The 14701-nt window shown below is 29.8% G+C and carries 17 protein-coding genes; 1 reads left to right on the forward strand and 16 read right to left on the reverse strand.

Annotated features, from left to right (window positions below; translation table 11 throughout):
• Positions 1-411: a helix-turn-helix transcriptional regulator gene (locus FNZ64_RS12660; protein ID WP_142415372.1), complete on the forward strand. Its 411-nt coding sequence runs from the start codon at positions 1-3 to the stop codon at positions 409-411.
• Here FNZ64_RS12660 and FNZ64_RS12665 read toward each other — a convergent pair.
• From FNZ64_RS12665 to FNZ64_RS12740, 16 genes are all read right to left on the reverse strand, one after another.
• Positions 408-1118 carry a hypothetical protein gene (locus FNZ64_RS12665; protein WP_142415373.1) on the reverse strand — a complete coding sequence of 237 codons (711 nt, stop codon included), beginning with the start codon at positions 1116-1118 and terminating at the stop codon, positions 408-410. The genes FNZ64_RS12660 and FNZ64_RS12665 overlap by 4 nt on opposite strands.
• A gap of 86 nt (positions 1119-1204) precedes the next feature.
• The gene (locus FNZ64_RS12670) at positions 1205-3502 is read right to left on the reverse strand and encodes a type IV secretory system conjugative DNA transfer family protein (protein WP_142415374.1); all 2298 of its coding nucleotides are present in this window, start codon (positions 3500-3502) and stop codon (positions 1205-1207) included.
• Positions 3503-3727 carry a hypothetical protein gene (locus FNZ64_RS12675; protein WP_142415375.1) on the reverse strand — a complete coding sequence of 75 codons (225 nt, stop codon included), beginning with the start codon at positions 3725-3727 and terminating at the stop codon, positions 3503-3505.
• A 14-nt stretch (positions 3728-3741) separates the two neighbouring features.
• The gene (locus FNZ64_RS12680) at positions 3742-4125 is read right to left on the reverse strand and encodes a hypothetical protein (protein ID WP_142415376.1); all 384 of its coding nucleotides are present in this window, start codon (positions 4123-4125) and stop codon (positions 3742-3744) included.
• A gap of 307 nt (positions 4126-4432) precedes the next feature.
• A complete protein-coding gene (locus FNZ64_RS12685) occupies positions 4433-4630 on the reverse strand; it encodes a circadian clock-controlled protein (RefSeq protein ID WP_142415377.1) in 198 nt (65 codons plus the stop codon).
• A complete protein-coding gene (locus FNZ64_RS12690) occupies positions 4615-5502 on the reverse strand; it encodes a ParM/StbA family protein (RefSeq protein ID WP_142415378.1) in 888 nt (295 codons plus the stop codon). The genes FNZ64_RS12685 and FNZ64_RS12690 overlap by 16 nt, the downstream gene beginning before the upstream one ends.
• Positions 5503-5627: 125 nt before the next feature.
• Positions 5628-5813, reverse strand: a complete 186-nt coding sequence (locus FNZ64_RS12695) for a helix-turn-helix transcriptional regulator (protein ID WP_279233277.1) — start codon at positions 5811-5813, stop codon at positions 5628-5630.
• A 120-nt stretch (positions 5814-5933) separates the two neighbouring features.
• The gene (locus FNZ64_RS12700; RefSeq protein ID WP_243129274.1) at positions 5934-7415 is read right to left on the reverse strand and encodes a ComEC/Rec2 family competence protein; all 1482 of its coding nucleotides are present in this window, start codon (positions 7413-7415) and stop codon (positions 5934-5936) included.
• A 111-nt stretch (positions 7416-7526) separates the two neighbouring features.
• Complete coding sequence (locus FNZ64_RS12705; protein ID WP_142415379.1) at positions 7527-7895, reverse strand: hypothetical protein; 369 nt, start codon at positions 7893-7895, stop codon at positions 7527-7529.
• A 21-nt stretch (positions 7896-7916) separates the two neighbouring features.
• On the reverse strand, positions 7917-8699 hold the full coding sequence (locus FNZ64_RS12710; RefSeq protein WP_142415380.1) for a hypothetical protein: 783 nt from the start codon (positions 8697-8699) through the stop codon (positions 7917-7919).
• 70 nt (positions 8700-8769) lie between these two features.
• Positions 8770-9198 carry a hypothetical protein gene (locus tag FNZ64_RS12715; protein ID WP_142415381.1) on the reverse strand — a complete coding sequence of 143 codons (429 nt, stop codon included), beginning with the start codon at positions 9196-9198 and terminating at the stop codon, positions 8770-8772.
• A gap of 144 nt (positions 9199-9342) precedes the next feature.
• Positions 9343-9783: an AbrB/MazE/SpoVT family DNA-binding domain-containing protein gene (locus FNZ64_RS12720; protein WP_142415382.1), complete on the reverse strand. Its 441-nt coding sequence runs from the start codon at positions 9781-9783 to the stop codon at positions 9343-9345.
• Between the two features lie 76 nt (positions 9784-9859).
• The gene (locus FNZ64_RS12725; protein WP_207705527.1) at positions 9860-11287 is read right to left on the reverse strand and encodes a hypothetical protein; all 1428 of its coding nucleotides are present in this window, start codon (positions 11285-11287) and stop codon (positions 9860-9862) included.
• A gap of 127 nt (positions 11288-11414) precedes the next feature.
• Positions 11415-11924, reverse strand: a complete 510-nt coding sequence (locus FNZ64_RS12730; RefSeq protein ID WP_142415383.1) for an IbrB-like domain-containing protein — start codon at positions 11922-11924, stop codon at positions 11415-11417.
• A gap of 4 nt (positions 11925-11928) precedes the next feature.
• Positions 11929-13236: a DUF3440 domain-containing protein gene (locus FNZ64_RS12735; protein ID WP_142415384.1), complete on the reverse strand. Its 1308-nt coding sequence runs from the start codon at positions 13234-13236 to the stop codon at positions 11929-11931.
• Positions 13236-14657 carry a DEAD/DEAH box helicase gene (locus FNZ64_RS12740; RefSeq protein WP_243129275.1) on the reverse strand — a complete coding sequence of 474 codons (1422 nt, stop codon included), beginning with the start codon at positions 14655-14657 and terminating at the stop codon, positions 13236-13238. Before FNZ64_RS12740 ends, FNZ64_RS12735 begins: the two co-directional genes overlap by 1 nt.
• Positions 14658-14701: the final 44 nt, after the last annotated feature.

A 14701-nucleotide genomic window follows, 5' to 3' on the forward strand; every position in this document is an offset into this window, starting at 1 on the left:
TTGTATGCTAATTTGCCTGAAAACACAATTGGAAAAAGAATCTATAAATCTAGAATTAAACGTAACCTATCACAAAAAGAATTAAGTGTACTTTGTAATATTAGCCGTGGAGCTATAAATATGTATGAAAATGACTATAAGCACCCTTCAAGAATAGCTCTTTACAAACTGGGGACTGTATTAGACTTAGAATACCTATGTGATGATTATGCTAAATTATTATTATCTAACTATGCAGATAAATTAAAGAATTGGAGAATTAAAAATAACTTCAGCATGAGAAAAGCAGCTAAAGTTTTAGAAGTTGCACCTACTACATATATTTCATGGGAAAATGGTTTATATGATATAGGTATAAATAATTATAATAAAATAAAAGAAAAGTTGTTAGATATATTAAAGGAGCCTTAATTGGCTCCTTTATTTTCTAATTCTTCTCTTACTCTCTTTCGTTCTTCTTCTGTTATATTGTACTTAATTTTAATTTCATCATTATTCGTTTCCCACTGCTCTATTTTACTATATTTATCAAGCCCTAATTTTTTATAACATTCTGTATACCCTCTTACAATTTCTTTATATAAATCATATTCAACCTTAATTTTCTTTATAGTAGCTGTTAAAAATTCTTCAGTTTTTTCACTTCTTTTTAAAGATTCTTCTAAATCAACAAGGGATCTATATAGAGCAATTAATGTTAACAACTCTTGTGTAGCAAGCCCACCATTTATACCGTTAATAATTTTCCAAAAATCCTCTTGTGTAAGTATAGAAATTCCACCGATTCTTTCGCCATTCTTGTATTCATTCTCTTTTACAGAAATAATAGGTATTTCTTTGATAGATTTGCCTGTTATTAGAATGTCTCTATATATTTCCTGACTGACTAATCTCATATATAATGGAGCATAAACTTCTTTTAACCTTTTTTCATATATTTCCTTATTTTTTGTTTTATAATATTTAATAACCCCAAATATAGATGTAAGTGCAATAACCGCAAATTGTAAAACAGGTATTAATTCTATTATATTTTTAATTTCTAACCTACCTCTTACACAAGTATTCTTTTGTAAATATAATTTTATTAGTTCTGCAATTTTATTTATATTATTCATATTTTTTACCTCTGTAAAATTCATAATATATAACTACAATATATAAATTATACCATAATGCTGTTAAAAATAGTAGAAACTCCGCTCTATTTTATTGGTGGTGGAAGTTTAGAAATAAAACTACCATATCCTCCAGAGTAATATATTAAATTAAGACTATGGAACTGTTTCATATCCCTTAGATCCTCATATTCATATTCATTTAACTTGGATTTAAAGTGGTTAAAGTCATTCTCATTGCAACCTTTTAACAACATATAGGAGCTTCCACTAGCTTCTAAAGTGTCAAAAATACCATCTAATTGCCTTATATATTGTGTAGTAAATATAAACTTACTACCAAACTTTCTACTCTGCGGTAATATATATTCTAACTTCCTCATGCTTGTAGGAGCTTGGAACACTTCATCTATCAATATATTACATCTTAAAGGTTTTTCATTTAACTGCCCTCTTATTTGACTTGCTAACCATATTTTACTTATCCAATAAGTTATTAATATATTTTTTATCATCTTTGTAGGGAAATCAGATTCTTTCATTTTTATTAATAAAACTTTGCCTTCTTCCATGAGATTAATTAGATTAATGTTATTTTTAGTTGATTTATTATACATAAATTTAAGTTTAAAATCCTCTCTAAGCATAGAAATTCTATCTAATATGTGTTCTATTTTACTGTGTTTAGTGCCTATAATAAGTCCATTTTTATCATAGTCATTCAATTCATTTAAGGTTCTTATGTCATCTTCTAGTGTTTCTTTTAATTCATCATCTAAATTACTAATCATTCTTGACCTTATAATATCATCTTCTAGACAAGATATAACCTCTTTTACACTTGTATACCCTTGTACAAATACCACATTAGCAGCAGCACTTAAAATTCTTCTCATTCTACTTGATAAAGGATCACCTATACTTATACTATCTACAAAGTCCATAACTTGTTGTGCTTGTAAACTAGCTAAATTCAACTTATCAAAATTGCTCATATCATCTTTAAGTGTTATTTCATTAAATCCAAACCCCTGAATATCTTCTTCTTTTGCTAAATCTAAAACAATTAGATCTTCTTTCCTTACTGTTTTCTCAATATCATCTGATAACTCACAGTTTTTTATAAAGTCTAATACTATCAAGCCTTCTTTAGCTTTATTACAATACTTAGAGTAGTTTTTTAAATAGCTTGTTTTTCCACTGCCTTGCGCTCCAATAGCAACCAATGGTAAATTGCCTATATTGTATTCATCTTGGAAATAAGCTTTAGTCTTACTACCCCTATAGGTAACCTCTCCTAAACTTTTTATTCCTTGTTGCAGTTCCTTTGGTATTAAAGTTTCTGTAGTATTTATATGTTTTATACCATGTTCTTTTAATAATTCTCTTCCTGGTACTTGTAAAAAGTTAGAGCATTCATCTACGCTGAACTTATTAACTTCAATAGGGAATATGACATCATCTAAATTAAAATCTTTTTTAACTTTTTTATAAGCTAACTCATTATCCTCCTTGATAACATTGTAAGCTTGGCATATTGATATAGCATTATTTTCTCTTCTAGTCACGTCTTTACTGGAGCTAATAACCGCTATTTGAGTGTCTATTATTCTATTATCCTTTTTCTTTTTAGTTGTATTGGATAATTCTTTCCTATCCTCATAACCATTAATAAAAGCTCTTAAACTGTTGTCCTCTTCTTTTTTTATATCGTTACCCATTAATTCAGACATTGCATTTTTTGTTCCTTCTATAAAGTCTAATAGGAAGTTTGCTATAGATAGACCTATATATTTAGCATTAAATTTTTCTTTATCTACCAGTTCATTATTATTTACTTTTTCTATAGTATCTTTATACATCTTTCTCCAACCTCTTTGAGATACTGGAATAAAATTATATACTATAGATACTCTATCATCATCTTTCATAATTTCAAGTATGTTTAAGATAGAGTTTAGAGGTTCATTGCTCTTTTTATCTACTCTTAAAGATAAAGCATCTTCTTTAATATACTGTAATTCATATATACATTTATCCTCACTTAACGGATTAATACTATCTAATTTTTCTATTGTAGCTTTGGGCCATGTTTCTTTTACTTTTTCCATAAGTATATTTTCAAAAAACTCTGGGTACATGAAATAAAAAGATATATCATCTTTTGTTATGTCTATAATGTAAGAGATCTTGTGCCTACACTCTATTATTAATTTCTTTTCTTCTTTTCTTATTCTCTTAGTGATATTTTTATAAGTATGTGTCATAGCTTTAGCTATATTGGAACTATTATAGTTTCTTATGCTCTTATGGGGTATTATTTTAATGTATTTATAAGTTGGCTTTTGTAATTTAAAATAATCTTTTAGTTTCATAGATTGCATTTAAATCACACCTTTAATTGATTGGCATAAGAAATAAATAATAAAACTAATAGGAATATACTTTCTAGCTTTTTTTAAGCCCCCAATATAAAGGATTAATGATAGTAAACAAGCTGCTAGGCATATAGAATAACTGCAATTTATAAATAATTTCAGCAATGACACAACTAATGACTTCAATATAAATAATATACCATCTACTGTTTTACCTTTTATAAAATCCATAATGTAAAGCCTCCTTATTTAAATATACTTTTTATGATATCAAATAGCCAAGGGACAACATAAAATGCTGAAAAAGCAACAACATATCTACTTATTATTTTCCCTGTATTTTTTGTATCGCCATCAAATAAATGTTTCAGTAAATCTACAATACATAAACCTATACATGCCCAATACCCGAATGTTTGTATTATATTTAGTATCACACTACCAGCCTTATTAACTTTAGATAAATCAGCATTGTAAGCCATAACATTTTGGCAATACATTGCTGAACCTAACATAAATATAAATACTTTTTCTATATTTTTATCCTTAGATATATAAGTTTCAATTTCTTTCATCCTTTCAATTTGCAAAAACTCTTCAACAGTCATAACTTTTTCTTTTTTAAACATGCATATAATTCTCCTTTCATGTAAATAATATAAATAAATTGAAAAATAGAAGGTGATAACATGACTACCACATTTGTAGTAGCATTAGTTTGCTTAGGCATAAGTGCTGGTGCTAGAACTGCTGTAATATTAATGAAATAAATATTTATTGTTAATTCTCTGTTAAATACACTTATAACTAATCAATTTATGCAACTTTTAAAAATCACTATCATAGACTAGGAGTGTAACGCAGTTAGCGGAGTCTACGAAGTGCACTAATAGTCATTGGGCTAAGTCTATCCTTTTGTGATAGGCTTTATTTTTACTAAAAATCAAGTATATTTATGTTTTCATCTTCGTTATTAGATTTAATTTCACTCCCATTTTTATTATTTTTTTCTATTAAAAACTCCCTTAATATTTTTTTAATTTCACAGCTCTTATCTTCCATATTGTTAACTATATTGTACAATTCTAAGTCTTTAGTAGTTTCTTTAAAGCTTACACTTATCTTTCTAGCCACAATTGTTCACCTACTTTCTCAAACCCAATCGCATTATCATAAAGTGGATCATTGCTTATAATTAAATTCCTAAGCCTATTTTTAAAAGCACTCTTGAAAATTAAGCTGCCTCCACCAGTTAGCAATACATATCCTTTGGATAATTCAAAATTGAGCTGCAGTTCTTTATATATGGAGTTAAAATGCCTTTGTAATATAGGTTTAATAAAGCTTATATCCTGCTGCTCTCCATATAAAAACAAACCTTCTTTTAAGATGTTCTCTCCATCTTCTAGCTTAAAACTCTCTGTAAATCTGCTATTAACTTCCGTAATTATATCTGTATAGACATTTAACATTCCTACTGGAATTGTTTTAAATGCTTTTATTTTTTTATCCTTAAATAAGCATACATCTGTGGTTCTTCCACCAATATCTACTATTGTAAGAGGTTTATTACCTATAAGTTTTTTATTATCTATAGAAAGGTTGTAGTAAGCACTAGCACCTTCTGGAGCTATCTCCACATCAGCTATAATAATATCTCTTTCCTCTCCATCTACATTTAATGTTTTCCCTCTATTTCTTTCTATGAGGTCCTTTAACTTATCTTTATTTTGCTTATACTGTTGTATAGGAAGTCCTAAAACCACCTGGAACACATTCTCTTTAGAGCTTCTAGATAACGCAGTAAATAACAGTGGTAACGTAGTTTCTTTCATGCTCTTATCCCAATCAGTAGAAAACTCCCCTTCACCTACATAAAGCTCTTTGCCTTCATATATAGTTTTATTCTCTTCTGTAAAAGCTTCTAAATCTGAAATCTTACTCAAGAATGATACTCTTTCAGACGTTTTTACTCCATAGTTGCCTAAATCTATTCCTATTATCATACTTCTTTGCTCCTTTCTAACCCCTTATTGTTCTTTATGTTATATCTTATGCACCACTCTTCGGAAAGTTTCCTACCTTTCGAAAATATTTCTATAATTCGATATTTATGATAAAAAAATAGCACCTAATCTACTAGGTACCATATTTCTTCTACCTTTCGATTAAGTGCTCTACATATGATTAATATGTTTTCTATATTACCTTGAATTTTATTAGCCTCTATGGAACTGTAAGTGCTCTGACTTATTCCTATAAGCTTACAAAACTCTTTCTGTGATAGCATGTATTCCTTCATTCTTATTTCTTTCAACTTATTTTTTACCCCATAGAACCACCTCACATATATTCTATGTAAGTAATTCTACATGAGTGTGTGTTTTCCTTTTAATGCCACTTTATTTATTTATTTTCTTCATAGATTTACCTCTAACTAGAAGCACTTGCTACAAGCGCCATATCCTTGTCTTTGAGCTTCCTTTAATGTTACTTTCGTAGCAGTGTTTGGATTCATTCGACCACAATTAGATCTATTGTGATACTTGCTTCCTGTAGCAGATAACCAAACCATTTGACCTTGTGGCTTCTGTTGTGGTGTATTTTGAACTGGTTTTGACTTTGGTTTCTGTACTGGTACCACCGTAGTTTTATTTGCTGACTTATTAAGAGCATTATTACTCTTTTTAGTTGATGAATTAGTTTTTGATTTAGGCTTTGAAGCTTGATCTTGCCCACTAGCAAATCCTTTATATGAAGCTGGATTACAATTAAATTTTATGTCCTTACCATTACTAGTAGCTATAATAGTACCATTTTCATCAGTTCTGTAAACTTTTACGTTCTTAGATTTAAGCCTATCCATTACACCTTGACTTGGGTGTTTATATTTATTTCCTTTGCCTACAGATACTACTGCATATTTAGGATTAACCTTGTTTAAAAAATTAGTTACAGTAGAAGTTTTAGAACCATGGTGCCCTACTTTAAGTACATCTGCAGAAATATTTGAGCCACCGTTTACTATAGCCATTTCTGATGTACCTTCTGCATCACCAGTAAATAAGAAAGAATTACTTCCATAAGTTAATTTAACAACAATAGAGCAATCATTTGCATTATCATATATTTGATTAGGGGCTAATATAGTAAATTTAGCTTCCCCTAAATTAAAACTTTGCCCTACACCTGGTTGAGTTATTTTTAAACCTTTATTTTTTGATGCATTTAAAACATCTTCAAAGGTTTTGGTAGTTGCAGCTTTTTTAGGCATGAATACATTGCCTATTTTAAAAGAGTTTATAACATAATCTAATCCACCTATATGGTCCTCATGAGGGTGAGTTCCAATAACATATTGTAGACTAGTTATTCCTTGCTTTTGTATGTAAGATTTAACTACTTCTGAATCTCCATTATTACCTGCATCAATTAGCATACTATTATTCCCTTGTTGAATTAATATGCTATCTGCTTGACCTACATCTATATAATGTACTTTGAGTGTTCCATTAACATTTTTATTTTCAGCCTTCTTTTGATTAGTTACAACCTTAGTAGCTGCTGTATTTTTATTTTCTTTAGATCCATTAACTTGTTTTATTTCTTGTTGTTTCTTTGCTTCAACTTTTGCTTTCTTTTGAGCTACTAAATTTTGCTTTTCTATCACCTCTGGGTCATAATTCAAAGCCCCAACGCCAAAGGAAAAGAATATAAATACTAATCCAAAAGTGGTTAAGGATTTAAAAATTTTGCCCTTAGATTTAAACTTATCACTTTTAGTGAAAAGATAAAATGCTGTTCCTATAACCCCAATCATAGTTAAAACACCTGCAAGCTTTGTTAGTGTCGCAAACAATATAAGATATGAAATAATACCTGCAGGTATATAGAATGATTTTTTCTTTAAAAAATTCACTTTCAACCCCTCCTAATATTTGCTAATAGTCATATGTATTTTACATTATTTTTATATATTAGTAAAGAGGATTAAATTTTAAATTAAATAAAAAAAGCACTCTATTGAGTGCTAAATGATTTCTAATTTCTCTAAATATTTTTTTGCTTCCTCTTCTGTGTCAAATCCACCCCAATCGGAATATCTTCCGTGTTGTGATAGTGGTCCTGAATTGCAGTGCATTGGTTCTACCCAACCGAAATTTTCGGAGTTGTTGTAGAATACATGATACTTAAGAGTTTCTTTTTCTTTCTTTTCTACATACTGCTGGCACTCTTCTTCAGTGCCTTCAAAAACAATGTTTCCAAAGGATCCAGTAATTTGTTGAAATGTTAGTCCAGATGGGTTTTCATCTGAACATAATTCCTCTTCTAGGTAGCTATCAATCCACATTCTACCTTCTGCAACTTTATCTACTACTACATAAATTCTTTTACACACAATTAATCTCTCCTTTAAATTTTATTTAACTTTATAACATTTTTTACGGTCAGTGTTATATTCTAATATAACATCCACCACCTTGCCATAGCTATCACCATAGCAAGTATTGCAAATGACCATGTCCCCTACGTCTAACTCATCATCACTAATGAAAGAATAAGTTTTTTCATCACATGGATTATGTTCAACAAGGTAAACTTTATTAGCTTTAACCCTCATGTCATATAAATTGAAACCATGATCATAGTGTATATAACAACCAAATTCACTGTTTAAATGGTCTAATTCAATATGACACTCCTTGCCGTTTTCGTCGATAAATTTATTGTTATATCTATTAGCTATAACATATGATATATCCATAATAAATGGGCTTAATACCCAATAAGGATAAACATGACCATTTTCTAGTGTGACGTTTTTACCTTCAACGTGGCCCACTACTTGAAGGCCTTCTTCATAAATTTCTGATGAAGTATCATAACCATTTGAATTTAGCTTTTCATATTCTTCTAGCGATGGCTCGTGGACCATTGCAAACCCACCAACAGGGAATTGGTTCATTGCTTCACTTGCTTCAATGTCTATCATACCTAATGTATAATTAAAATAGTTATTGTCTATATTCATTTTGTATATGACATGGTTTTCACTCTCGTTTAAAGAGTCTATTTTAGCAACTTTACCACCGTGTGAAGCTTCCAAATTATATCTTATATGTCCACCCTTTTCACTGTCATAATAGCCACCATACACACAATTTTTTAAAACTACTGATTGACCTACTTTAAATTTACTCATTATAATCTCTCCTCTTATTTTTAATCTGCGGTTTAAGGCTGACCGCAAACCGTTTTTTCTATTCCTTAGTTTACCTTAATGATTTCTTGTATCCAAAAGCACTTCTCCATAGTGCTTTTAACTCTGAATTTTGGACCATAGCAGGACGAATGTATTCAAATACATCCTTGTGTCCCCCTATGATTCTTACGTCGGCTTCAACTCCTTGAAGCTGATGAATAACTTCCTTGTAATTTTCTTCTGTAAGTACAATGTAGTATTTTCTTCCGAATATTGTGTTTTCTGATACTGCCCCTTCTCTTTTGCTTTTTAGGAGTGCAACTACTAATTGCTCTCCCTCTTGTCTCTCTTTCTTCACTTCTTTTACCCCCTCTTTTTCTGAAAGAAGGAATGAAAGACATATTCCTAATTGAGCTTTGTAGTCAACTTCTGGGTATTGAGTTTTAATTTCTTTTGTTAATACATGAGCTTTTTTTATTACTTCGCTTGTTAATTTCATCTTTCATATCCCCTTTCTTTATCTTGATTAAATTATACCGTACAATTTGACGACCGTCAATAGGTTTTTTAAAATTATTTTTGAATTTTTACAAAAAATAAAAACAGGTAGCTATAATGCTGTAATCACCTGTTTTTATTTGATCTATTTGATTTTTAAAATGAACTTATTCCCCTTTGTTTCCGTGCATATATTCAAGTTGGAATAATATATATCTGCTCCATGTAATTCTCTTTCCTTAAGCTTAAATAGAAAGTTGAAACAATCATTTTTTTCTACAACTTCTATTTCGTCTGCTACGGTACTGGTAACACACTCACCTGAAGAAAACTCTTGTAAAAAAACTTTTTCTCCTTGATGTTCATTGTATTTTTTTATAAGTCCTTTTATTTCTTTTATTATTTTAGGATTCCCTTTAGGTTTCTTAAAAATAATTATTTTATCATCTTCAAATTTAGCAGGAATAGAAGTACTATCCTCTATCCCCAATGCTCTAACCCAATCTATAGGTAAAGTTACTCTTGCACTAACACTACCACTTCCACCCTTATTCATATATAATTTTAAGTCTTTTTCTATAATCATTCAATCATCCTTCCTGATAGTAATATAATTATATTATACCGTACAACATGACTACCGACAACAAGTTTTTAAAAACTTATTTTATATTCCTTTCTATTTGGCTTAATACAATTTCAGGATTTATATTAGACTTTAAATAAACAACTTTTAAATTATGTTCTCTAACTATATCTATAACTTTGTAATACATTGCATGACTAAGATAATTGGTGTAGATAAATACTATGTCTGCACCTAGCAATACATCTGTATCAAAATTAAGGTTCTCTACTGAAATAAAACTGCTGCTCTTAAGGTATTCTTTCATCTTGTTTTGCCACTGCTGGTGGCCACCAATTATAACTGCTTTTAGATCCTCTATCTTTTTATAGTTTATGTCCTCTTCTTTATAGTCCTCTACACTATCCATATTGAATATAAACTCTCTTAAAGGAACTATTTCTGATTTATAGTCCTCTCTATTCTTTAGTTCAGCATTTAGTTTCTTATTTTCTCTTTCTAACTCTTCTAACCTTAACTTAAGTCTTTCATTTTCATCTTGTAGAAGTAAATTAGACTTTTTAATTTCTTTGTTTTCTATGTCTTTTTTATTTATTTCTTCATATAGCTCTTCACTAAAGTTTTTAAAGAAGAATTCCTTTGATTTTTTATATTCCTTACATAGATATCTAATCTGTATAGCTGGATATATATACTTTAAAAACTCATCATAGTCAATTTCATCTTCCTTTTGAAATTGAGAATAAGCATATATTAGTTCTTGTATTTCTTTTGTTTTAAGAATATCCTCACCTACAATACTAATCAGTGACATTTTTTCAAAGTCATATATATATTCAAAGGGTAAAAAGAATTTATCTTCTTTAGATAGCTTATTTTTATTAATAATAAGTCCTTCATGTTGCTCACCTGAAGCTCTATAAGAACATGGTATCTTAGGGTTAATCTTAGGATTATTTTTTAATTTTAATTCCAGGTTCCTTATTAATTGTTTTTGTTCCTTAGTTGCATCATCAATGTTTATTCTATGTACACATTTATAATGTTCAAGTCTTAAAACTAATGACTCTATGTATGTATTGCAGAACCTATCCTCTAGATCTATATCTCTTCCAAAGTTATTAGCTAAAAATATTACTAAAGTTAAATTAGAGTTCATATAGTCATCTGATATATTGTCTATGCCTTTATTTTTCTTTATAAACCTCTCAAGGAAATCTCCAATAATTATTCTTGAATGATTTTCTACATATGTAAAAGCATATCTCCAGCCTTTTTTTAAGACTTTAAATAATTCCTCTCCAATTTCTTGGTCTTCTTTAGATGCATTTACAATCCCCAATGCTTTTTTAAAATAATATTCCTGCTCTACGTCCCCCTCTTGTGCCATTGGATGTGTATAAAATTCATCTTCTTTTGCTAATTTAATAAATCTAAGTTTATCCATGTTATATATTTTATCTATATCGCTATATATTTTTTTTATTAGTAGATAGTGCTTCAACTAGAAAAGGTATAAGATTTATTCCCATAATATCCCCCACTTTATTATTTATAGTTATGTTAATTCTAACATATATTTTAACAAAAAATAAGAAAAGGACTAGCAATCACTAATCCTCCTCGTTATTTTATTCGCTTTCCCATGACTTGCTAAATTCTTTATCTTTAAATAATGATGCTAGACCTGTGATTTGTTTAAGTCTTAATATTTCGTCTAAATCCATTCCTAAATGTTTAGCTATCCAAGTATCTGTTCTTCCCATCTCGTGCAATTCAGCTACGATATTACTCATTAAATCCACATCATGGCTTCCTCTTGCCCTGTTATGCCTTATTGTTGATGCCATTCTATCTCCTAAATTTTTATTTATAATGCTAACTGGTAACATGCCATTTTCTCGCTCATATATATCTTTGTGATTTAATATTATTTGCCTTCTGTGAAACCCATCAACTACTATATACGTATCTGTTTCAGTGTCATAGTAACAAACTATAGGCATTGTGTAGCCATCCTCCTTTATACTGTCATATAACAATTTCATTTCAGGACCTGCTACATGGTTGGGATTATATTCATTGGCTTTTATTTTCTCTACAGGTACTGGTATTACATTATAAACTGGACTTTTAAACATGTTACTATCTCCCTCTTACTATATTTTTATATTTTTCTTTTATAGCTTGTTGTCTTAAGGTTAGATCTTTAGTCATGCCAAAGGATAAACTTTTACAAGTAAAATCATTTTTTATAATGCACATAGCCATCCTCTTCCAAGTAAGCACATCATCTTTATTATCTACTCCCGGTATTTCATCAACTACCTCTTTAAATTTAACAACTTCCTTATCACCTTTCCCTCTATTGCTAAACTCATGTGTATTTATTATAGAGCTAGGGCAAGCTTCTTCCATTATTTCAATATGTTTTGGGTGGACTGGACAACCAACTTCTATCCAATACTTTGTAAATTTATCGAATTTGGATTGATAATGCGCTGCTATTTCTTTAGGTAATGTATCTAATAAAAACTTAGTGAAACTTTTCCATGTGTGGTTTTTGGGTAATTTATAATTAGCATTCATTATTTTGTTACCGCTATATATATTCCCGAAGTTTGCTCCACTAACTCTATTAACTACCTTTGCCCATGTCTTAGGTTCTATAACCCTAAAAAGACTTAACCCAGCCTTAGCTTCATTCCCAAAAGGCTCATCCACTCTCATTTTGTGTATGCTTACTCCTGCTTTATAAAATAAATCGTAAAGTTTGTTATAATCCTTTTCAAACTTACCGTTATAGATCCATATATCTTCTACTGACCAATCATATATTGGATAAAAGTTATAAGTGTATTCAGATACTTTAGTAGAATACTTTTTATTATTATACATACTCTTATCTCCAGCTATAGCTCTAAACCTATTTAAGCTTTCATCTGTTCTAATCCCAACTAATGTAGCAGTCTTTTTCCCATTACCATACCAATCTCCAAAGTACTTTATAAACTCTTCAAATGGCATATTTTTTTTATAAAAACCTAAAGGATTATTTTTTTCATTTATAACCCATTTATTTTTAGGCATTGGCCGTACCCATATGGGTTCTTTTTCTTTCTCCCACCATATCCATGTAGGCTCTAAATAGCTTAATGAATTGGGACTTTCCATAGGCAAGCATATCCAATAGGGTTCTAACACATCTATATTCTCTTGGAGCATTCTTTCAACAAACTCTATAGTTTTTTCATAGAACGCTTCAAGGTCTATAAATAATACTCCTATTTTTCTATTCCTTTTTCTAGCTTCATCAATGCATAGATTAAGCACTGCCCCACTATCTTTCCCACCACTAAAGCTTACACATATATTTTCAAATTCATCGAAAATATAGTTTATTCTTTCTTTAGTAGCAGTATATACATCCTTGTCCAAGTATATTTTAGACATTATAGTACCTCCTTTAAATCAGATTTATCTAAACTTTTTAATTTTTTATTGTATTTCTTACCCCTGTAATCTCTTTTATATATAAAATCTTCTGTAAACTTATCATCTTTTTGTTTCTCTATCTCACTCTTAAAACTATCAACAAGATTTTCTTTTCTTTGTAGACATTTTAAGATTCTCTCATCTAATGTATAAGCTGCGCATATATCAATTATATGAACATTCTTGTCTTGACCAATCCTGTGAACCCTATCTTCACTCTGCGATCTTGTAGCATAATCCCAATCATTAGAGTAGTAAATAACATAGCTACAGAATTGAAGGTTTAATCCATATCCAGCACAAGTTTTATTTGCCACTAAGAATTGAATTTCATTTTTAAATAAATCTAAATTTTTTTGCCTTTGTTTTTGATTTAATTCACCATAGAAAGGTACTGCCTTATCTCCAAGTAGTTTGCATATAGTTTCAATTTCATATGTGTACTTGCAAAATATAATTGCCTTTTCTTCCATACCTTTTATTATATCAAGAAGTGTTTGCATTCTAGGGTTGTCTAATGAATTTTTGAAGAATGGTTTTTTATTTAAATGCTTCCCAGTGGTTACTCTAAATCCTGCGATAACGGACTGTAACCCACTAAATAATCGGTAAATTGTTTCAGGTTCTAAATCGTCAACCTCAAACATAAGATCATCCGCTACTTTTTGGTAGTGTTCATCCTGCTCATAAGTCAGATCACAATATACCGTCTCATATGTTTTAGGGGGCAAATCCAAGCATTCTTCTTTCTTTACTTGGTATGTGTATGGTGCTATTTTTCTAACTAAATAATCTGTATTTAAGCATTTATTAACCTTGTTAGGGATATGTGGGTCATATTCTAAATGATTAGCAGCAAAGCTCCAAAAACTTTGATACCCCAGTATTCTCCAATCAAGGATATACCATTGTGAAAATAAATCTTTCTCATTCCTGCTTATTGGTGTTCCGTTTAAGATCAGTTTATATTTACAGTATTCAGCTAATCTAATAATATTTTTAGTTCTTTGGGCCATATGATTTTTGACTAAGTTACTTTCATCTACTACTAGATAGCAATTTCTTTGCTTAACCAATTCTAGCAATGCACTATTCGCTCTAATACTAGATGATAAAGTTTCTATTCCACATACAGTAAACATAGATAGATCACCAATACAATGCTTTTTGATGTCTCTTTTTAAGTTTTCTTTTACACTACAAGGGCAAAGCCAAGTAACATGATTAACTTTACCCTTGTCTAATCTAGTTTTAATTAACTCCAAGGCTGTTCTTGTTTTACCTGTGCCCATCTCCATATATAAAGCCCCGACTTTAATTTGCTGGAGCTTTTTAACCGCTTTAACTTGGTGCTCATAAAGGACTGTTGCTAGTTCCATATCACAACCTCCTCTTCGCCCATTATACTTAGAATATGTATGAT

The sequence above is a fragment of the Hathewaya massiliensis genome (assembly GCF_902143515.1).
Taxonomy (GTDB): domain Bacteria; phylum Bacillota; class Clostridia; order Clostridiales; family Clostridiaceae; genus Hathewaya; species Hathewaya massiliensis.

Bases quoted from the DNA above. Each gene is read 5' to 3' on its own strand.
- FNZ64_RS12665 (WP_142415373.1), bottom strand. From the start codon at position 1,118: ATGAATAATATAAATAAAATTGCAGAACTAATAAAATTATATTTACAA.
- FNZ64_RS12670 (WP_142415374.1), bottom strand. From the start codon at position 3,502: ATGCAATCTATGAAACTAAAAGATTATTTTAAATTACAAAAGCCAACT.
- FNZ64_RS12675 (WP_142415375.1), bottom strand. From the start codon at position 3,727: ATGGATTTTATAAAAGGTAAAACAGTAGATGGTATATTATTTATATTG.
- FNZ64_RS12680 (WP_142415376.1), bottom strand. From the start codon at position 4,125: ATGTTTAAAAAAGAAAAAGTTATGACTGTTGAAGAGTTTTTGCAAATT.
- FNZ64_RS12690 (WP_142415378.1), bottom strand. From the start codon at position 5,502: ATGATAATAGGAATAGATTTAGGCAACTATGGAGTAAAAACGTCTGAA.
- FNZ64_RS12710 (WP_142415380.1), bottom strand. From the start codon at position 8,699: ATGAGTAAATTTAAAGTAGGTCAATCAGTAGTTTTAAAAAATTGTGTG.
- FNZ64_RS12715 (WP_142415381.1), bottom strand. From the start codon at position 9,198: ATGAAATTAACAAGCGAAGTAATAAAAAAAGCTCATGTATTAACAAAA.
- FNZ64_RS12720 (WP_142415382.1), bottom strand. From the start codon at position 9,783: ATGATTATAGAAAAAGACTTAAAATTATATATGAATAAGGGTGGAAGT.
- FNZ64_RS12730 (WP_142415383.1), bottom strand. From the start codon at position 11,924: ATGTTTAAAAGTCCAGTTTATAATGTAATACCAGTACCTGTAGAGAAA.
- FNZ64_RS12735 (WP_142415384.1), bottom strand. From the start codon at position 13,236: ATGTCTAAAATATACTTGGACAAGGATGTATATACTGCTACTAAAGAA.
- FNZ64_RS12740 (WP_243129275.1), bottom strand. From the start codon at position 14,657: ATGGAACTAGCAACAGTCCTTTATGAGCACCAAGTTAAAGCGGTTAAA.